Origin of the sequence: Duganella fentianensis (assembly GCF_009857835.1) — a bacterium.
Lineage (GTDB): Bacteria > Pseudomonadota > Gammaproteobacteria > Burkholderiales > Burkholderiaceae_D > Rugamonas > Rugamonas fentianensis.
Window position 1 is genome coordinate 404,197 of the sequence record NZ_WWCL01000003.1, and the last position, 19,515, is coordinate 423,711.

General features: G+C 62.4%; 13 protein-coding genes. 8 read left to right on the forward strand and 5 right to left on the reverse strand.

The window, feature by feature from the left end; translation table 11 throughout:
• The first annotated feature begins 26 nt into the window (after nucleotides 1-26).
• Nucleotides 27-2,066 (forward strand): NADPH-dependent 2,4-dienoyl-CoA reductase, encoded by a 2,040-nt coding sequence (locus GTP23_RS14930; RefSeq protein WP_161035890.1) that lies wholly within the window; start codon nucleotides 27-29, stop codon nucleotides 2,064-2,066.
• A gap of 73 nt (nucleotides 2,067-2,139) precedes the next feature.
• Here the strand turns inward: GTP23_RS14930 and GTP23_RS14935 are convergent, their stop codons facing one another.
• From GTP23_RS14935 to pdxR, 3 genes are all read right to left on the reverse strand, one after another.
• Nucleotides 2,140-3,858 carry a cation:proton antiporter domain-containing protein gene (locus GTP23_RS14935; RefSeq protein ID WP_161035891.1) on the reverse strand — a complete coding sequence of 573 codons (1,719 nt, stop codon included), beginning with the start codon at nucleotides 3,856-3,858 and terminating at the stop codon, nucleotides 2,140-2,142.
• A gap of 136 nt (nucleotides 3,859-3,994) precedes the next feature.
• Nucleotides 3,995-4,450 (reverse strand): carboxymuconolactone decarboxylase family protein, encoded by a 456-nt coding sequence (locus GTP23_RS14940; RefSeq protein WP_161035892.1) that lies wholly within the window; start codon nucleotides 4,448-4,450, stop codon nucleotides 3,995-3,997.
• Between the two features lie 86 nt (nucleotides 4,451-4,536).
• On the reverse strand, nucleotides 4,537-5,940 hold the full coding sequence (pdxR, locus tag GTP23_RS14945; RefSeq protein ID WP_161035893.1) for a MocR-like pyridoxine biosynthesis transcription factor PdxR: 1,404 nt from the start codon (nucleotides 5,938-5,940) through the stop codon (nucleotides 4,537-4,539).
• A gap of 80 nt (nucleotides 5,941-6,020) precedes the next feature.
• Here pdxR and GTP23_RS14950 point away from each other — a divergent pair, with 80 nt between their 5' ends.
• The gene (locus GTP23_RS14950) at nucleotides 6,021-6,437 is read left to right on the forward strand and encodes a GNAT family N-acetyltransferase (protein WP_308494807.1); all 417 of its coding nucleotides are present in this window, start codon (nucleotides 6,021-6,023) and stop codon (nucleotides 6,435-6,437) included.
• 64 nt (nucleotides 6,438-6,501) lie between these two features.
• On the opposite strand, the gene GTP23_RS14955 is transcribed toward GTP23_RS14950, so the two are convergent.
• Nucleotides 6,502-7,623 carry a beta-ketoacyl-ACP synthase III gene (locus GTP23_RS14955; RefSeq protein WP_161035894.1) on the reverse strand — a complete coding sequence of 374 codons (1,122 nt, stop codon included), beginning with the start codon at nucleotides 7,621-7,623 and terminating at the stop codon, nucleotides 6,502-6,504.
• Nucleotides 7,624-7,753: 130 nt separating this feature from the next.
• Nucleotides 7,754-9,199, reverse strand: a complete 1,446-nt coding sequence (locus tag GTP23_RS14960; RefSeq protein ID WP_161035895.1) for a S41 family peptidase — start codon at nucleotides 9,197-9,199, stop codon at nucleotides 7,754-7,756.
• 396 nt (nucleotides 9,200-9,595) lie between these two features.
• Here GTP23_RS14960 and GTP23_RS14965 point away from each other — a divergent pair, with 396 nt between their 5' ends.
• The 6 genes from GTP23_RS14965 to GTP23_RS14990 all read left to right on the forward strand — a co-directional run bounded on the left by GTP23_RS14965 (nucleotide 9,596) and on the right by GTP23_RS14990 (nucleotide 19,503).
• Nucleotides 9,596-10,186, forward strand: coding sequence for a hypothetical protein (locus GTP23_RS14965; RefSeq protein WP_161035896.1), 591 nt, complete (start codon nucleotides 9,596-9,598; stop codon nucleotides 10,184-10,186).
• 115 nt (nucleotides 10,187-10,301) lie between these two features.
• Nucleotides 10,302-12,521 (forward strand): TonB-dependent receptor plug domain-containing protein, encoded by a 2,220-nt coding sequence (locus tag GTP23_RS14970; protein ID WP_161035897.1) that lies wholly within the window; start codon nucleotides 10,302-10,304, stop codon nucleotides 12,519-12,521.
• Nucleotides 12,522-12,575: 54 nt separating this feature from the next.
• Nucleotides 12,576-14,567: a M13 family metallopeptidase gene (locus tag GTP23_RS14975; protein WP_161036227.1), complete on the forward strand. Its 1,992-nt coding sequence runs from the start codon at nucleotides 12,576-12,578 to the stop codon at nucleotides 14,565-14,567.
• 125 nt (nucleotides 14,568-14,692) lie between these two features.
• Nucleotides 14,693-16,693 carry a M13 family metallopeptidase gene (locus GTP23_RS14980; protein WP_202412233.1) on the forward strand — a complete coding sequence of 667 codons (2,001 nt, stop codon included), beginning with the start codon at nucleotides 14,693-14,695 and terminating at the stop codon, nucleotides 16,691-16,693.
• Between the two features lie 91 nt (nucleotides 16,694-16,784).
• Entirely contained in the window at nucleotides 16,785-18,851 is a 2,067-nt protein-coding gene (locus GTP23_RS14985) for a M13 family metallopeptidase (RefSeq protein WP_161035899.1), read from the forward strand.
• 94 nt (nucleotides 18,852-18,945) lie between these two features.
• Nucleotides 18,946-19,503 (forward strand): hypothetical protein, encoded by a 558-nt coding sequence (locus GTP23_RS14990; RefSeq protein WP_161035900.1) that lies wholly within the window; start codon nucleotides 18,946-18,948, stop codon nucleotides 19,501-19,503.
• The last annotated feature ends 12 nt before the right edge of the window (nucleotides 19,504-19,515 follow it).

Here is a 19,515-nt window from a genome sequence, read left to right on the forward strand (position 1 = left end):
TCCCTAGGTCTGATATAACAACGACAATGACAAATTATCCTCATCTGCTGGCCCCCCTCGATCTCGGCTTCACCAAATTGCGCAACCGCGTGATGATGGGATCGATGCACACCGGTCTGGAAGACCGCTTCTACCACTACGGCAAACTGGCCGCGTTCTACCGCGAACGGGCGCGTGGTGGTGTGGGGCTGATCGTCACGGGCGGTATCTCGCCTAACCGGTCCGGCTGGCTGCTGCCGTTCGGCGGCACGCTCAATTTCAAGGGCGACGTGCTGAATCACCGCCGCGTCACCAGGGCCGTGCACGAGGAAGGCGGCAAGATCCTGATGCAGATTCTGCACGCAGGCCGTTATGGCTATCAGCCGCTGGTGGTATCGGCCTCGGAAAAAAAATCGCCGATCTCGCCGTTCAAGCCGCGCGCACTGACGGAAGCCGGTATCGAAACCACCATCCGTGATTACGCCCGCTGCGCCAAACTGGCGCGCGATGCCGGCTACGACGGCGTGGAAGTGATGGGCAGCGAAGGCTATCTGCTCAACCAGTTCCTGTGTGCGCGCACCAATCTGCGCACTGACCGCTGGGGTGGCAGCATCGAAAACCGCATGCGCCTGCCGGTGGAAATCGTCAAGCGCATACGCGCCGAAGTGGGCCCTGACTTCATTATCATGTACCGCCATTCGCTGCTCGATCTGGTCGAAGGCGGCAATACCTGGGAAGACGTGGTGACGGTAGCCAAAGCGCTGCAGCATGCCGGCGTGACGATACTCAATTCCGGCTACGGCTGGCACGAAGCGCGCGTACCGACCATCGTGACTTCGGTGCCGCGCGGCGCCTTTGCCGGTCTGGCCGGCCGCCTGCGGCGCGAAGTGACTATCCCCGTGGTGGCCTCGAACCGCATCAATATGCCGAACGAAGCGGAAGACATACTGCGCCGCGGCGATGCCGACATGATTTCCATGGCCCGTCCCTTCCTCGCCGATGCGGACTTCGTCAACAAGGCCGCGCAAGGCCGCGCCGACGAAATCAATACCTGCATCGGCTGTAATCAGGCCTGCCTCGATCACACTTTCTCCAACAAGCGTGCCAGCTGCCTGGTCAACCCGCGTGCCTGTCACGAAACGGAACTGGTGTATGCGCCGGCGCAGAAGAAGCGCCGCGTGGCCGTGGTGGGCGCCGGTCCTGCCGGCCTGTCGGCGGCCACGGTGGCGGCCGAATGCGGCCATGACGTGACGCTATTCGATGGCAATGAACAGATCGGTGGCCAGTTCCGCATCGCCATGCAGGTGCCGGGCAAGGAAGAGTTCCGCGAGACCATACGCTACTTCGAACGCAAGCTGGCAATCACCGGCGTCAAGCTGCGCCTCGGCGTGCGCGTCAGCCGCGAACAGCTGATACAGGATGGCTACGATGAAGTGGTGGTGGCCACCGGCATCAAGGTGCGTCGTCCGCCTATCGAGGGCATAGACCATCCGAAAGTGCTGTCGTATGTGGATGTGCTGCAGAACAAGGCGCCGGTGGGCAAGCGCGTGGCCATCATCGGCGCGGGCGGGATCGGTTTCGATATGGGCGAATACCTGCTGCATGACAGCCGTCATCCGCTGCCGCTGGCGCTTGATGTGTGGGCGCGCGAATGGGGCGTGGATTTGCAGGGCAACACGGCCGGTGGCCTGACTCCGGCCGAACAGCCGGAACCGGTGCGCCAGCTGTATCTGCTGCAGCGTAAGACGTCCAAGCCGGGTGCAGGGCTGGGCAAGACCTCTGGCTGGGTACACCGTGCCGTGCTGGCGCGTAATGGCGTGGTGATGCTGTCCGGCGTGCAGTACGACCGCATCGATGATCAGGGCCTGCATATCACCGTCGGCGGCGAACAGCGCTTGCTGTCGGTCGATAACGTGGTGGTGTGCGCCGGTCAGGACAGCCTGAACGAGCTGATGCCGGGCGAAGCGGAAATCAAAGGCCATCCGGGCTGGCCGCGCTTCCACAAGATCGGTGGCGCTGCGCTGGCAGCGGAACTCGATGCCAAGCGCGCCATCCGCGAAGGCGCCGAACTGGCCGCGCGCTTCTGAATGTAGCCGCCCGCTAGCATTGCTGCTGCGGGCCGGCTACTGGCTATCTGTCAGCGCAACGGCCGCAGCTGGTTCAGTGCGGCCGTTGCTGTTTCTGTGCGAACTGCGCCAGCACGTGGGCGCTCATGCCCTTGGCCAGTTCCTGCTCGCCCATAAAGATTTCGCCAGCCCGCTCGCTGCGCAGCAGCTCCGCTTCGCTGTCGCTATGGGTGCGCACCACGGTCTGGATGTGCGGGTTCAGCGTGCGCGCCGTTTCTATCATGGCGCGCACTTCGAAAGTGTCGGGCGTGGCGATCACCAGCATGGCGGCGCGCGCCACGTGGGCCTGTATCAGCACGGACGTTTCGCCGCCATTGCCGGCCACGGCGTGGATGCCGCGCTGGCGCAGTGCATCCACCAGTTCGCGGTTCTGCTCCGCCACCACCACGGCGATGCCTTGTGCTTCCAGCGCATCGGCGATGCGCCGCCCTACGCGGCCATAGCCCACCAGTACCACGTGGCCCGAGAGCTGCTCCTGCGGCACGGACATGGGCAGCATGGCCAGCGGGTCGGTGGTGCGTTCGAAGCGGGCCGCCAGCTTGCTGTTCAGGCCTAGCAGGCGCTCCAGCGGCGTCAGGGTATGGAACACCAGCGGGTTGAGCGCAATCGAGATGATGGCGCCGGCCAGGATCAGGCTCTGGCCTTCGGCCGGCATCAGTCCCAGCGACAGGCCCAGTGCCGCCAGAATGAAGGAGAACTCGCCGATCTGCGCCAGACTGGCCGAAATCAGCAGCGCGCTCTTGGCGGGATAGCGCAGTAGCAGCACCAGCAGGAAGGCCACAACGGATTTGCCGAACACGATGATGAACACCACGGCCAGCAGTTTCAAAGGCTGCTGGATGATGATGGCCGGTTCGAACAGCATGCCCACCGAGACGAAGAACAGCACGGCAAAGGCGTCGCGCAGGGGCAGCGATTCTTCCGCCGCGCGGTGGGCCAGTGCCGATTCGCGCAGCACCATGCCGGCAAAGAAGGCGCCCAGCGCGAACGATACGCCGAAGTAGTGGGTGGAGCCGTAGGCGATGCCCACGGCGGCGGCGATCACGCACAGCGTGAACAGCTCGCGCGAGCCGGTGCGCGCGACCTGCCAGAGTATCCACGGGAACAGCTTGCGGCCTACCACCAGCATCAGGGCGATGAAAGCTGCTACCTGACCCAGCGTGATGGCCAGCGTGGTCCACAGGCTGCCGCCTGCTTCATGCTGGGCTGCGGCGGGCAGGCTGCCGCCGAGCGGCACGGCCAGTGCCGGCAGCAGCACCAGTACCAGCACCGTCACCAGATCTTCCACCACCAGCCAGCCCACGGCGATGCGCCCGTTCAGGCTATCGAGGATGCTGCGTTCTTCCAGTGCGCGCAGCAGTACCACGGTGCTGGCCACGGATAGCGCCAGCCCGAACACCAGACCGCCGCCCACGCTCCAGCCCCAGTACAGGGCCAGCCCCATGCCGAGGGCCGTCGCGAAGCCTATCTGCAGAATGGCACCGGGCAGGGCGATCTTGCGTACGGCCCACAGGTCGTCCAGCGAGAAGTGCAGGCCGACCCCGAACATCATCAGCATCACGCCGATTTCGGCCAGCTGGCCTGCCAGCACCGTATCTGCCACGAAGCCCGGTGTGGCCGGACCGATGATGATGCCGGCGGCCAGATAGCCGACCAGTGCCGGCAGCTTGAGGCGGGTGGCGATATAGCCGAACAGCAGCCCGGTTCCCAGTGCTGCGGCGATGGTGGTGATCAGGCTGAGGTTGTGATGCATGCGGGCGCGGCTCCTGTGGCGAAAGGCGGGCTGAAAGCCGCAGCGTAGCACAAGCTGGAGCACTGCCGGGGCAGCACTGGCCGGATTGGCCTTCAGCGCGTCATGGCAGAAGGCGCAAGGGCCGGTTCTGGCCGGATCAGGCCAGTGCAGCCAGCGCGGCCGGTGCACGGCGCATGCTGACGCTGAAGCGGTTGAAAGCGTTCATCAGCGTGACGGCGACGGTGAGATCGGCCAGCGTCTGTTCGCCCAGCACCTCCACTGCGTGCTGGTACACCTCGTCCGGCACGCGGGTCTGCTCGACGCGGGTGACGCTCTCGGCCCAGGCCAGCGCAGCACGTTCCGCTGCGCTGAACAGGGGCGCCGCTTCATCCCACACGGGCAGCAGGGCGATCTTCTCCGAGCCCACTTCCAGCTTCAGCAGATCGCGCGTGTGCATGTCGATGCAGAAGGCGCAGTGATTGATTTGCGACACGCGCAGATAGACCAGTTCCAGCAGCTCGGCCGGCAGGGCGGCGGAAACGTAGTCCTTGATGGCCAGCAGATGCTGGTAGGGTTGTGGTGCCAGTTTGAAGACTTCCAGGCGTTTGCTCATGATGATTCCCTTCCTAGGGTGGTTGCGATGGAACCATTGTGCGGGCTGATGGCCTAGTGCAGTAGAGCCAAGAAGTGTGATTCAGTCTAGTCCATAAGTTTGAGTATGCGCTGGCCCAGTGCCCGTGCGCGGGCCGGCGTATCGATGTTGGTGAAGGCCAGCAGCAGCGCCGAGGCGCCGTGTGGCAGCATGCCGCGCTCGGACAGTGCATGTGCCGCCATGCCATGCGCGCGCATGCGTGCCGCCAGCGTGCGGTCGGTATGGCGGCCTTTCATGCGCAGCACCAGATGCATGCCGCCTGGCTGGGGATCGACCAGCATGTGCTTGCCCAGTACGGCGGTGAGTGCGTTGGCGGCCAGCTGGCGGCGCTCGCCGTACAGGCGGCGCATGCGCTGGATATGGCGGGCGAAATGGCCTTCGTTCATGAAGTCGGCCACGATCTGCTGCATCAGCGTGGCGCCGCCGGCCGCAAAGGTGCGGCTGATTTCGTCGAAGCGCGGCACCTGCGCCGGTGGCACCACCAGATAGGCCAGCCGTATGGCCGGGAACAGCACTTTGCTGAAGGTGCCCGAGTACAGCACGCGGCCATTGCGGTCCAGGCTCTGCAACGCCGGCAGGGGCCGGCCCTGATAGCGGTATTCGCCGTCGTAATCGTCTTCCACTACCCAGGCAGCGGCTTGCGCGGCCCAGTCCAGCAAGGCTAGCCGGCGTGGCAGCGACAGTGCAACGCACAGCGGGCTCTGATGGGCCGGCGTGACGATGGCGGCACGCGCGCGCGGCGCGCTGGCGATGCCATGCGCCACCATCAGGCCTTCGCCATCGACGGCCACGGGGACCGGCTGCAGGTGGGCCGCGCGCAGCAGTTCGGCCGTGGGCGGATAGCCGGGATCTTCTACCCAGACCTGATCGTCCGGCTGCAGCAGGGCGCGCGCCACCAGCTCCATGCTGTTGCGGTAGCCGCTGGTGACGAATACCTGCGACGGTGTGCAGTTGATCCCGCGCGACAGCTGCAGATAGGCCGCAATGGCAATGCGCAGTTCGGGCAGGCCGGCCCAGGGCGGGTAGATCATGGCGTCCGGTCCGGTGGCGCGCACGGCACGCGCGGCCAGCCGCGCCCATACCTTGCGCGGAAAGGCGTCCAGCGCCGGTATGCCCATCTGGAAGGGCAGGGTAGAGCTGGTGGCATGGCCCAGATTATCGTGCGCCGGCAGCGGATGCTGTGGCGGCGTCACGGCGGTGCGGCGGGCCAGTGCGCTGGTGACGACGGTGCCGGCCTGCCCACGGGCCTCGACATAGCCTTCCGCTACCAGCAGGGCATAGGCCGATTCCACCGTGCCCCGTGCCAGCCCCAGTTCCAGCGCCAGCGCACGGGCTGCAGGAATCCGGTCGCCCGCCTGCAGCAGGCCATCCGTGATGGCATTGCGCAGGCGCGTGTAGATCTGGCGGTAGAGCGGCTCGCTGGCGCTGGCATCGAGGTCGAGAAATTTCATGGTCTATTCCAAATGTTATTTCATGGCTCTGTGGATTATGCCATCGGCCGCCTACGATAAGGTTTTTGCAAGGAGTGGACATGAAGATCGTGGAAACCGAACAGGAGCTGCGTGCCTGCTATCCGGTCATGAAAGAGTTGCGGCCGCATCTGGCATCGGAGCAGGCGTTTGTGGAGCAGATGCTGCGCCAGCGCGAGCAGCATTACCGCATTCTCGCCAAGTGGGATGGCGCCGAGGTGGTGGCGCTGGCGGGCTACCGTCTGCAGGAGAACACGGTGTACGGCCGCTTCCTGTATGTGGATGATCTGGTGGCGGCACCGGCCCACCGCTGCCGCCGCTGGGGCGCGCTGTTGCTGTCGCAGCTGACGGTGCTGGCGCAGCAGGCCGGATGCACCCGGCTGCACCCGGCTGGTGCTGGATACGGGGCTGGGGAATGTGCTGGCGCAGCGCTTCTATTTCCGCGAAGGGCTGCTACCGGGCGCTATGCGCTTCGGTAAGGCGCTGGCCTGAGGCAGGAAAACGCTGGCCGGCATGGCGCCGGCCAGTATGCAGGACGCAGAATCAGAGGCGTTTGACCACCACGCAGCCGATAGAGTAACCGGCGCCGAAGGAGCAGATCACGCCCAGCTGGCCCGGCTGCATATCGTCCGAGTGCTTGTGGAAGGCGATCACGGAACCGGCCGACGAGGTGTTGGCGTAGGTGTCCAGAATCACCGGTGCTTCGCCCGGTTCGGCGTCGCGGCCCAGCACCATGCGGCTGATCAGCAGGTTCATGTTCAGGTTAGCCTGATGCAGCCAGTAGCGGCTTACCTGCGGCACTTCCAGACCGGCGCCGGCGATGGTGTCCTTGATCATTTCGGCCGCCATCGGGCAGACATCCTTGAACACTTTGCGGCCCTGCTGGCGGAACAGTTTGTCCGGCTGGCCCACGCCGGCTTCGTCGAAGCGGTTGAGGAAGCCGAAGTTGTTGCGGATGTTGTTGGAGAAGCTGGTTTTCAGCTTGCTCTCGACGATTTCCCAGCGCTGCGCGCTGGTGGCCGTGTCGGCCGCTTCGATCACGATGGCAGTGCAGGCATCGCCGAAGATGAAGTGGCTGTCGCGGTCGCGCCAGTTCAGGTGGCCGCTGGTGATTTCCGGATTGAGTACCAGCACGGCACGGGCCTGGCCGCTCTGCACGGCAGCAACGGCTTGCTGGATGCCGAAGGTGGCCGAGGAGCAGGCCACGTTCATGTCGAAGCCATAGCCTTCGATACCGAGTGCGCCTTGCACTTCCACCGCCATGGCCGGATAGGCGCGCTGCATATTCGAGCAGGCCACCAGCACCATGTCGATATCGGCTGCCGTGCGGTTGGCACGTTCCAGCGCCTGACGGGCCGCAGCTACGCAGATTTCTGCCTGCAGCGACAGTTCGTCGTCGCTGCGTTCGGCGATGCGCGAGACCATGCGTTGCGGATCGAGGATGCCGCTCTTTTCCATCACGTAGCGCGACTTGATGCCGGAAGCTTTTTCGATGAAGGCCACGCTGGACAGCTCCAGCGCCTTCACACTGCCGTCGGCAATGGCTGCGGCATGCTCGGCATTGAATTGCTCGGCGTACGTGTTGAAGCACTGCACCAGCTCTTCATTCGAGATGGACTGGGCTGGGGTGTAGAGACCGGTACCGCTGATGACGGCTTGTTTCATAGTTAAACTTTCAAATTAGGCAATGGCTTGCACCATTAATGACGCAAATTCTACACAATGACTGCACGATAGGCGAAATTAAAAGCGGCGCCCCGCAGGCGCCGCCATCTCTGCCGTACCGTCGGACGGCCTATTTGCTGCCGCCGCGGCCGGCTGCAGCGGCGCCTACCTGTACCACTCGGGTTTCCGGTCTGGCCATCTGCACGGGCAAGCCCTTCAGATGGTTGAGCGCCTGCTGCAGCTGGAAGTCGTCGCTGCTGCCGTATTCGAGCGGCTTGCGCTTTTTCTCCTGCGTTACCAGACGCAGCTGCTCTTCCGGTTCTTCGTGGCGGGCGCGCACACCTTCTTGATCGCGGTCATTGACCAGATGCTTGTCCAGATCCGCTTCGCGCGGACGCAGGGCGTTGAGGCCGTCGCCATCGGCGTACTCGTCTACCGCCAGATCGGGCGCGATGCCCTTGGCCTGGATGGAACGGCCGTTCGGCGTGTAGTAGCGCGCCGTGGTCAGCTTGACGGCCGTATCGGCCGTGAGCTGGCGTATGGTCTGCACGCTGCCCTTGCCGAAAGTCTGGCTGCCGATGATCTGGGCCCGTTTGTAATCCTGCAGCGCGCCGGCGACGATTTCGGAAGCCGAGGCGGAGCCGCTGTTGACCAGCACGGCCAGCGGAATCTGCTTGATGGCGGCGGGCAGCCTGGCCAGTGCATCGCTCTCGTTATGCACGGCATAGTATTCGGGGCGGCCGTAGAAAATCTGCTTGGAATCGGACAGCTGGCCATTGGTCGAGACGATGGCTGCGTCTTTGGGCAGGAAGGCCGCCGCCACGCCGATGGCGCCTTGCAGCACGCCGCCCGGATCGTTGCGCAGATCGAGCACCAGCCCTTTCAGATTGGGGTCCTGCTTGTACAGTTCGGTGATCTTGGCAGCCAGATCGTCCACTGTGGGGTCCTGGAACTGGGCGATGCGCAGCCAGGCGTAGCCGGGTTCGACGATTTTGCCCTTCACGCTTTTCTGCTGGATTTCTTCGCGCGTGAGCTGGAATACCAGCGGCTCCGGCTCGCCCTTGCGCAGCACCGTCAGGCTGACCTTGCTATGGGGTTCGCCGCGCATTTTCTTGATCGAGTCTTCCAGACTCATGCCTTTGACGGGGCTGTTGTCGAGCCGGCTGATCAGGTCGCCCGGCTTGATGCCGGCACGCCAGGCTGGCGAATCTTCGATGGGCGCGACGATTTTGATATAGCCATCTTCGTTCTCGCCGATCTCGATGCCGAGGCCGACAAACTTGCCCTGCGAGCCTTCGCGCAGCTCGGCGTAGGCGCGCTTGTCGAGGTAGGCGGAATGGGGATCGAGCGACGCCACCATGCCGGAAATGGCTTCCGTCAGCAGTTTCTTGTCATCGACTTTTTCCACGTAGTCGGATTTGATCAGACCGTACACATCGGCCAGCTGGCGCAATTCTTCCAGCGGCAGCGGCTGTTCCACCGGCTTTTGTGCCATGGCCGAGAATTGCAGCGACACGGCAATGCCGGCCACGACACCGAGGCCGATCAGGCCAGTATTCTTGAGTTTCTTGCCCATATTGCCACCTATCTAATGTTGCAGAGTGCCGCGGCCGCCCTTGAGTATTCGCGGCAACGTGCTGGATTCAGTATAAACCTGATTTCCGGAAAGCGTTTTAGCCGTCACGAAATGATTTATACCTTTACCCGGATTTACCACGGTGTGGCTTGACAAAAGCAGCGCACCAGCAGGGCCTGGGCAGATGGATGAGTTTGCAATTACCCGCAGCTTGTATAGATCGCGTAAAGGTCGGTAAGCAAATGTAAGAAGCCCTTCCGCCTGCGAAAACGCGGCCTACACTGAACTCGTATTTCTCTCTACCCTGAAGTGGTTTTTCGCCTGCGCCCCAAGCGCAGGCTTTTTTTTGCCCCGCTTGCGATTGCCGAGCACCGCGGGCTTTTTGATGGAGTGTTTATGCAAGCAAGAATGATGAGGGGCTGGCGCCGCAGTATGGCGGCGCTGGTGCTGGGCGCTGCGCTGGTGCCCGCCTGGGCTTTGCCCGCCATGGAGATGCGGGCCGAGGATTATCTGCCCATGGCTGCCGAGCTGAAAAAGTCGCTCAACCTGAACAGCAACCAGCTGATCCTGTGGCAGCAGACGGAGAACAAGACACGCAACCTGCTGCGCGAACGCCAGAGCCGCCGCGAGCAGATGCAGGCTGCCTTGCAGGATGGCCTGAAGGGCACGAATGTGGAACTGCGCGATCTGGCCCGGGCCGTGGAAAAAGAAGCGGCCTCGGCCGCGAACGAGGAAAAGCTGCTGCGCGAATGGTGGCTGACGGTCAATGACGCCCTGAGCGAAAGCCAGCGCCAGACGGTGGTGCAACTGGTGGCCGAGCAGCTGCAGCGTGTGCCCGAGCATGGCGGGGCCGGTGGTGCTGGCCCGCGCCGCGAAGAAGGCGGCGAAGGGCGCCATGGCGGCGGCCGGCGCGGCGGTGGCGGGGCCAGTATCAGCGGCCCCGGTGGCAGCAGCCTGAACCTGCCCATGCCCGGTGGTGGCAGCTGAAATGGCAGCAGAAACAACAGCCGGGCATGGCCGCTGCCAGCGGCTGTGTATCGTAAAGTAACATTCTGCGACTGTATGCGCTTGTCCTGAGGGCTGCCAGTAAAATAGCGGCCCTATGAGCAAACTGATTCCTTACGCCTGTATGGCACTGCTGGGCGCGTCCAATGCGATCGCGCAAAACGAACTGGGCGGCTCCGCCGGCAAGCCCTCGCTGGGCCCGGACGGCAAGCCCGTGCAGCAGGTGAATGTGACGGGCGGGCGCGCCAGCGATCTCGATGAGCGCCGCAACTCCGTTGCCGGCAAACAGATTTTTAGCCGCGAAGAGCTGGACCGCAATGGCGACAGCAATCTGGGCGATGTGCTCAAGCGCCTGCCCGGCGTGACCCTGGGTGGCCGTCCCGGCCGTGGTGGCGATGTGCGCATGCGCGGCATGGGCAATGGCTATACCCAGGTGCTGCTGAATGGCGAACGGCCGCCGGCCGGTTTTTCCATGGAATCGCTGTCGCCCGATCAGGTCGAGCGGGTGGAGATCATGCGCGGCCCGGTGGCTGAACATAGCGCGCAAGCGATTGCCGGCACCATCAACATCGTGCTGCGCGATGGCTACCAGCAGCGCGACAAGCAGCTCAAGCTGACCGACACGATAGAGCAGGGCCGCCATGCGCCGAACGTATCGCTGACGGCGCCCGGCAAGGTGGGCCAGCTGACCTATCTGCTGTCCGCTTCGCTGTTCGAAAATCTGCCGCACGATAACAGCCTGACCTATAACCGCGACACCCGCGCCGATGGCGTGGTGCTCAAGGACCAGAACGTGCTCGAGCAGAGCCGCCGTACGGCCTATGGCGTGCACTTCACGCCGCGCCTGTCGTATAAATTCGACGGTGGCGATACGCTCAACTTCCAGCCTTTCATCATGAGCTTCCGCAGCCATGGCGATGCGCGCAGCGATCTGGGCCAGAACACCGGGCTGGTGCCGCCGGCCCTGCAGCAGCCGCCCGAATATGTGGCGGCGCTGAGCAAGACCCATTACTCGGGCACCTACATGCGCGGCTTCGGCAACTGGATCCACAAGCTGGAAGGCGCGTCCAAACTCGACGTGAAATTCGGCTTCGGCCATGGCAGCAGCGATAACGATACCCAGCGCGCCCAGTACGACGGTGCGGGCAAGCTGCAGGACAGCTTTACCGATACCTCGTCCGTGCGCGAGCACAGTTTCAATAGCGGTGGCAAGTACACCACGCCGCTGGGCCGCAACCACGGTCTGGCCGCCGGCTGGGATGTGGAGCTGGGCCACCGCGTCGAAACCAAGGTATCGGTGGACCAGAACGGCGTGCCGCAGTTTGCCGAATCGGGCGATAACCTGACAGCCGATAGCCGCCGTCTGGCCCTGTACGCACAGGACGAATGGGATATCTCCTCGCAATGGTCGGGCTATGGCGGCCTGCGCTGGGAAGGCATACGCACTACCAGCAGCCGCGCTACGGGCGATATCAACAACAGCAGCAGCGTGTTCAGCCCCTTGCTGCATGCCGTGTACCGCATCCCCGGGCGCGAGAAAGACCAGCTGCGCGCCAGTCTGACCCGTAGCTACAAGGCGGCCAGTGTGCAGGACCTGATTGCGCTGCCATCGATCGCACGCCTGAATAGCGCCACCCGTCCCGACCGCACGGGCAACCCGAATCTGAAACCGGAACTGGCCACCGGCCTCGATCTGGCCTATGAACATTATGTGGGCCGCAGCGGCATCATCAGCGCAACGGGCTTTGTCCGTAACATCGATAATCTGATCCGCCGTGTCGTGCAGCAGGAACAGACCTCGACCGGGCTACGCTGGGTCTCCACGCCGCAGAACATCGGCCATGCCCGCACCAAGGGCATAGAACTGGAAGCCAAGTTCCAGCTGCAGGAATTGCTGCAGCAGGGCCCGGCCATCGATCTGCGCTCCAACTACAGCCGCTTCTGGTCCAGCGTGGACGACATTCCCGGCCCGAACAACCATCTGGATGCGCAACCCAGGCAGACCGCCAATCTGGGCATGGATTACCGCATGAAGGCGCTGCCGCTGACGCTGGGCGCGAATATGAACTGGACCGCGCCGACGCTGGTGCAGAGCAGCCTGACGCAGGAAATCGGTACCAGCCGCAAGCGTTCCTTCGATGTCTACGGCCTGTGGAAAATCGACAGTCTGCAGCAGCTGCGCATCTCGGCTAACAATCTGATGGCGGAAAGCGCCCTCGGGAGCAATATCGTTACGACCAACGGGCTGTCACAAGCGGCCTACACCAGCAACCAGACCTATGTGGCCTGGAGCGTTAAATATGAACTGAAGTTCTAACGGAGACCTCAATTGAAAACACGTTTTGTACTGAGCACGCTAGCCCTGAGCCTGATGGCTGCTTTTGCCAGCGCCCATGATGCGACGCCGATTTCCGGCATCGATACCCAGTTCATCGACCGCAGCGTACGCGCGCAGGATGACTTCTTCCAGTACCTGAACGGTACGTGGCTGAAGACCACCGAGATCCCTGAAGACAAATCCAGCTGGGGCACCTTTGCCAAGCTGCGTGATGATGTGCTGCCGCAGCTGCGCAGCATCATCGAAGCGGCCGACGCCGACAAGAAGCACAAGACCGGCAGCGATGCGCAGAAGATCGGCGACCTGTACGCCAGCTATATGGACGAAAAACAGCTGGATGCGCTGGGCGTGAAACCGCTGGCCGGCGAACTCAATCACATCCGCGGCATCAAGGACAAGAAAGCCTTCCCGCGCCTGATCGCCCACCTGAGCGAAATCGGCGTCGGCACGCCTTACGGCATCTATGTGAGCCAGGATGCGCGTGCCTCCACCATGTACGCCGTGGGTATTTCGCAGAGCGGCCTGGGTCTGCCGGATCGCGACTACTACTTGAAAAAAGATGACGCCGAAATGGCCAGCGTGCTGGCCAAGTATCAGGCCCACATTGCCCACATCCTCAAGCTGGCCGGCCATAGCGAGCCGGAAGCTAGCGCGAAAGCCATCGTGGCACTGGAAACGGCGCTGGCCGAAGTGCAGTGGACCAAGGTGGAAAACCGCGACCCCGTCAAACGCTACAACAAGATGGGCTTGCAGGAACTGGCCACGCTGTCGCCCGGCTATGACTGGCAGGGCGCACTGGCCGCAGCCGGCGTGGCCGGCAAGACCGATTACGTGATCGTCAACCAGCCGAGCTACCTCACGGCGCTGAACAGCGTAATGGAGAAAACCGAACTGGCCACGTGGAAGGCTTACTTCGAATGGGCCCTGCTGCGCCGTGCATCGCCGTATCTGTCGCATGATTTCGCCGATGCCCACTTCGCATTCTTCAGCACCGCGCTGACGGGCGTGGCCGTCAAGCCGCCGCGCTGGAAGTCGGCCGTCAGTCTGGTGGAGGGCAGCCTTGGTGAAGTGCTGGGCAAGCTGTACGTGGCGCAGCATTTCCCGCCTGAGCGCAAAGCCCGCATGGAAGTGCTGGTGCAGAATCTGCTGGCGTCCTACAAGACCAGCATCGATGCGCTGGACTGGATGAGCCCTGAAACCAAGACGGAAGCGCAGGCCAAGCTGGCCAAGTTCACGCCGAAAATTGGCTACCCGAACAAGTGGCGCGATTACAGCGCGCTGGCCATCAAGAAGAATGACCTGATCGGTAACGCCATGCGCGCGGCGACCTTCTCCTACCAGCGCATGGTGGAGAAACTGGGCAAGCCGGTCGACCGCGAAGAGTGGGGCATGACGCCGCAGACGGTGAACGCCTATTACAACCCGTCGAAAAACGAGATCGTGTTCCCGGCCGCCATTCTGCAGCCGCCGTTCTTCGATGCGCGCGCTGACGACGCCGTCAACTATGGCGCCATCGGTGCCGTGATCGGCCACGAAATCAGCCACGGCTTCGACGACAAGGGCAGCCAGTCCGATGGTGACGGCAATCTGCGCGACTGGTGGAGCAAGCAGGATCGCGCCAACTTCAAGCTGAAGACGGATGCGCTGGTCAAGCAGTACGACGCCTACAGCCCTGTCAAAGGCTATAACGTCAATGGTGCCCTGACGCTGGGCGAGAACATCGCCGATAACTCCGGTCTGGCTATCGCCTACAAGGCTTACAAGCTGTCGCTGGGGGGCAAACCGGCCCCCGTGATCGACGGCCTGACGGGCGACCAGCGCTTCTACATGGGCTTTGCCCAGGTGTGGCGCGCCAAGGTGCGCGACAAGCAGCAGATCGTGCTGATCAAGACGGATCCGCATTCGCCGGGCCAGTTCCGCGCCAATGGCACGCTGGTCAATCAGGCCGGCTTCTATGAAGCGTTCGGTGTGCAGCCCGGTGACAAGATGTATGTTGCGCCAGAACAGCGGGTAAATATCTGGTAATCGTTTCCACGCAATAAAAAAGGCCAAGGTATGACACATACCGTGGCCTTTTTGTTATTGTTCTGCCTTTGCTATCACGTCCATCACGGGAGCCCGCTTTGAAAACCTATCTGTTGAGTGCATTGATGCTGGGGCTGCTGGCCACGGCTGGTGTACAGGCCCAGCCCAAACTGGCTGGTGTGGATCGTGCCGGTGCCGATACCAGTGTGCGTGCGCAGGATGATTTCTTTAATCACGTGAATGGCCGCTGGCTGGCGCAGACGGAAATCCCAGCCGATAAGTCGAGCTGGGGCTCGTTCGAAAAGCTCGATGACGACACCAAGCCGCAGCTGCGCGCCCTGATCGAAGCGGCGGCCAATGACAGCAGCAAGCAGGCCGGCAGCGATGCCCAGCGCATCGGCGATTTCTACGCCAGCTATATGGATGAAGCGCGGCTGGAGCAACTGGGTCTGAGCCCCATCCAGCCCGAGCTGGACCGCGTGGCCGCCTTGCGTGACAAGGCTCAGCTGCCTGCCCTGTTCGCCCATTACCACCGGCTAGGTGTGACGGCGCCGTTCGGCTTCCTGATCCATCAGGACAACAAGGATTCCACCCGCTACGTGGCCGATCTCGCTCAGGATGGCCTGAGCCTGCCGGACCGCGACTACTATCTGAAAAAGTCGGACCGCACGATGGCCGACACGCTGGCCAAGTACCAGCAGCATGTGAGCCGCATGCTGGCGCTGGCCGGCAGCACCCAGCCCGATGCCGAGGCACGCGCCATCGTTGCGCTGGAAACGGCGCTGGCCAGGCTGCAGTGGGACAAAGTGGCGCTGCGCGATCCTGTCAAAGCCTATAACAAAGTGCCGCTGGCCCAGCTGAACAAGCTGGCGCCCGGTTTCGACTGGACCACCTGGCTGGCCGATACTGGCATAGGCGGCAAGGTCGATTACGTGATCGTGAGCCAGCCCAGTTTTATCAAAGGCGTGAACGGGCTGCTGCAAACCACGCCGCTGGCCACCTGGCAGGCGTATTTCCGCTGGCAGGTGATCCATGCCCATGCGGCCTATCTGTCGCAGCCGTTTGCGCGCGAGAACTTTGCCTTCTATGGCACGGTGCTCAGCGATGTGAAAGAACAGCAGCCGCGCTGGAAGCGCGCCGTCAACGCGACCGATGGCGCGCTCGGCGAAAGTCTGGGCAAGCTGTATGTGCAGCAGTACTTCCCGGCCGAGCGCAAGGCGCGCATGGAAGCGCTGGTGCAGAACCTGCTGGCCGCCTTCAGGCAAAGCATCACGACGCTGGACTGGATGGGGCCGGCCACCAAGCAGCAGGCGCAGGACAAGCTGTCCAAGTTCATGGTGAAGATAGGCTATCCCGACAAGTGGCGCGACTATTCGGCGCTGACGGTCAAGGCCGATGATCTGGTGGGCAATGTGCAGCGCTCGCACGCTTTCGAGTATGCCAAGGAAGTGAACAAGCTGGGCAAGCCTATCGATCGCGCCGAGTGGGGCATGACGCCGCAGACGGTGAACGCCTATTACAACCCGGAACTCAATGAAATCGTGTTCCCGGCCGTGATCCTGCAGCCGCCGTTCTTCAACGCGGATGCGGATGATGCCGTCAACTATGGTGCCATCGGTGCCGTGATCGGCCATGAAATCAGCCACGGCTTCGACGATCAGGGCGCCCAGTATGATGGCGACGGCAATCTGCGCGACTGGTGGACGGCGGCCGACCACAAGAACTTCGCGGCGCGCAGCAAGATGCTGGTCAAGCAGTACAACGCGTTTAGCCCGCTGCCCGGCTACCGCGTGAATGGCGAGCTGACGCTGGGCGAGAATATTGCCGACAATTCCGGCGCCGCCATCGCCTACAAAGCTTACCAGTTGTCACTGCAGGGCCAGCCCGCGCCCGTGATCGACGGCCTGACGGGCGACCAGCGTTTCTACATGGGCTTTGCCCAGGTATGGCGCAGCAAGACCCGCGACGCCCAGCAAATCGTCTATCTGAAGGCCGATCCGCACTCGCCGGACCGCTTCCGCGCCAATGGCACGCTGCGTAATCAAGCCGGTTTTTACAACGCTTTTGAAGTAAAACCGGGCGATAAAATGTATTTGGCGCCGAAAGAACGCGTCAATATGTGGTAAGCCTTTATCCGGGGTGGGCCGTGTGCTATAAATTAGTCCGGCCCATCATTGTGTATCGGCCTCTTTGTTTCCCTATCAAGAAGGATAAAACGTGAAACGTCATCTCGTAAGTGCCCTGACCCTGAGCCTGATCGCCGGTCTCGCAGGTGCTGCCGACAATACCAAAAGTGTTGCTCCGGCCAGTGCCAAAGTTGCTCCTAAAACCCTGGCTTCCGGTATCGCCGTCGAATACATCGACCCTGCCGTCCGTGTACAGGACGACCTGTTTGCCCACCTGAACGGCAAATGGCTGGCGACCACGGAAATCCCCGCCGACAAATCGAGCTGGGGCAGCTTCGCCAAACTGCGCGATGACATCCAGCCGCAACTGCGCGCGATTATTGAAAATGCCGCCGCCAACCCGTCGGCCGGTGCCGATGCCCAGCGCATCGGTGACCTGTACGCGAGCTTCATGGATGAAGCCCGTCTGGAGCAACTGGGTCTGAGCCCACTGAAAGGCGAGATGGACAAGATTGCCGCCTTCTCGGACAAGAGCCAGCTGCCAGCGCTGATCGCCCATCTGGGTGAAATCGGCGTGTCGGCCCCGTTCGGCTTCGGCATCCATCAGGACAACAAGGATTCCACCAAATACGTGGTCGATCTGGGTCAGGACGGTCTGGGCCTGCCGGACCGTGATTACTACCTGAAAGCCGACGACGCCAAACTGGCGGACGCTCTGGCCAAATACGAACAGCACATAGCCAAGATGCTTGCACTGGCCGGCGACGCCAACAGCGCTGCTACCGCCAAGCAGATCGTCGCGTTCGAAACCGAACTGGCCAAGCTGCAATGGACTAAGGTGGAACTGCGTGACCCGGTCAAAGCCTACAACAAGGTCGACATCGCCAAGCTGGCCGAAGTGGCACCCGGTTACGACTGGAACGCTTACCTGAGCGCTGCCGGCATCGCCGGCAAGGTCAATTATGTGATCGTTGGCCAGCCTAGCTACCTGAAGGGCATGACCGCGCTGCTGGCCGCAACCCCGGTCGACACGCTGAAATCCTACTTCCAGTGGCAGTTGCTGCGCGCTGGCGCGCCTTACCTGAGCAAAGCCTTCGTGGACGAGAACTTTGCCTTCTACGGCACGGTGCTGAGCGGCGTCACGGAAATGCGTCCACGCTGGAAGCGCGCCGTCTCGACCACCGAAGGCGCACTGGGTGAATCCGTGGGCAAGCTGTATGTCGAGAAATACTTCCCTGCCGAGCGTAAAGCCCGCATGGAAGTGCTGGTGAAAAACCTGCTGGCCGCCTACAAGACCAGCATCGACAAGCTGGACTGGATGAGCCCGACCACCAAGAAGCAGGCGCAAGCCAAGCTGGCCAAGTTCACCACCAAGATCGGCTACCCTAACCACTGGCGCGATTACTCCAAGCTGGTGATCGCCAAGGATGATCTGGTCGGTAACATGCTGCGTTCGCGCCAGTTCGAGTACAACAAGGAACTGAACAAGCTGGGCAAACCGATCGACCGTGACGAGTGGGGCATGACGCCACAGACCGTGAACGCCTACTACAATCCGGAAATGAACGAAATCGTGTTCCCTGCATCGATACTGCAGGCACCGTTCTTCAATGCGGATGCGGATGATGCCGTTAACTACGGCGCCATCGGCGGCGTCATCGGCCACGAAATCAGCCACGGCTTCGACGACCAGGGCGCCCAGTACGACGGCGACGGCAATCTGCGTGACTGGTGGACGGCTGCCGACCACAAGAACTTTGCCGCCAAGACCAAGATGCTGGTCGAGCAGTACAACCAGTTCAGCCCGCTGCCCGGCTATAACGTCAACGGCGAGCTGACCCTGGGCGAGAACATCGCCGACAACAGCGGCGTGGCGATTGCCTACAAAGCTTACAAGCTGTCGTTGAAAGGCAAGAAAGCTCCGGTCATCGACGGCCTGACGGGTGACCAGCGCTTCTACATGGGCTTTGCTCAGGTATGGCGTATGAAAATGCGTGAAGCCCAGCAGATCGTGCAGATCAAGACCGATCCGCATTCGCCGGGTAAATTCCGCGCCAATGGCACCATGCGCAACCAGCCGGGCTTCTACGACGCCTTCGACGTGAAGCCGGGCGACAAGATGTATCTGGCACCGAAAGACCGCGTGATCATGTGGTAAGCCGGTACTAGCCGAGTAAGAGGGCCGCAGCGATGCTGCCCTTTTTTATTGTGCGGTACACTAGCGGCTTGATCATCAAGGAAGTTGCTGAACCATGCGTCTGCGTTATGTCGTACCTGCTTTAACTGCTGTGCTGCTGTCCGGTTGCGGCGATAGTTTTACGCCCGTCGATCTGTACATGGCGAAGACGCCCGAATGCCGCGACTGGCAGGAAGGCTCGCGCTACAACCTGCCCCGTGGCGTGAGCATCTCCACCACCTCGCCGCAGGTGCAGGCCGATGGCAGCACCGAGTTCACCTTTGTGTATCTGGTGCCGCGCGGTGAACGCGCCATGTTCCTGAGCCGCGAATTTCTGGTGACGGCGCCGCATGGCCCCGTGCTGGCCAAGGCCGAGCTGGTCAGCTTTTACCAGCGCGCCACCAATTCGCGCGCCGAAATCGTCGATGTGATTCCGAAAGTGCCGGACATGCTGGTGGCCGGTGCGACGGGTGATGAAACCATCTGGCGCGTGCGTCTGCGCGTGAAGGAAAAACTGCCCGAGCGCTACGACGTGCAGCCGCCCGCGTTCGAGATCGCGCTGACCAAGTATCCGATGCGCACTTTTACCTACCGCTATTTCGTCGAGCGCAAGGCGCCGGGCCTGTGCAGCTAAGGCTGGGTGGGG

What these genes read in the sequence shown, in the direction of transcription:
- GTP23_RS14930 (WP_161035890.1), top strand. Translation starts at nt 27, where the DNA reads ATGACAAATTATCCTCATCTGCTGGCCCCCCTCGATCTCGGCTTCACC.
- GTP23_RS14935 (WP_161035891.1), bottom strand. Translation starts at nt 3,858, where the DNA reads ATGCATCACAACCTCAGCCTGATCACCACCATCGCCGCAGCACTGGGA.
- GTP23_RS14940 (WP_161035892.1), bottom strand. Translation starts at nt 4,450, where the DNA reads ATGAGCAAACGCCTGGAAGTCTTCAAACTGGCACCACAACCCTACCAG.
- pdxR (WP_161035893.1), bottom strand. Translation starts at nt 5,940, where the DNA reads ATGAAATTTCTCGACCTCGATGCCAGCGCCAGCGAGCCGCTCTACCGC.
- GTP23_RS14950 (WP_308494807.1), top strand. Translation starts at nt 6,021, where the DNA reads ATGAAGATCGTGGAAACCGAACAGGAGCTGCGTGCCTGCTATCCGGTC.
- GTP23_RS14955 (WP_161035894.1), bottom strand. Translation starts at nt 7,623, where the DNA reads ATGAAACAAGCCGTCATCAGCGGTACCGGTCTCTACACCCCAGCCCAG.
- GTP23_RS14960 (WP_161035895.1), bottom strand. Translation starts at nt 9,199, where the DNA reads ATGGGCAAGAAACTCAAGAATACTGGCCTGATCGGCCTCGGTGTCGTG.
- GTP23_RS14965 (WP_161035896.1), top strand. Translation starts at nt 9,596, where the DNA reads ATGCAAGCAAGAATGATGAGGGGCTGGCGCCGCAGTATGGCGGCGCTG.
- GTP23_RS14970 (WP_161035897.1), top strand. Translation starts at nt 10,302, where the DNA reads ATGAGCAAACTGATTCCTTACGCCTGTATGGCACTGCTGGGCGCGTCC.
- GTP23_RS14975 (WP_161036227.1), top strand. Translation starts at nt 12,576, where the DNA reads ATGGCTGCTTTTGCCAGCGCCCATGATGCGACGCCGATTTCCGGCATC.
- GTP23_RS14980 (WP_202412233.1), top strand. Translation starts at nt 14,693, where the DNA reads ATGCTGGGGCTGCTGGCCACGGCTGGTGTACAGGCCCAGCCCAAACTG.
- GTP23_RS14990 (WP_161035900.1), top strand. Translation starts at nt 18,946, where the DNA reads ATGCGTCTGCGTTATGTCGTACCTGCTTTAACTGCTGTGCTGCTGTCC.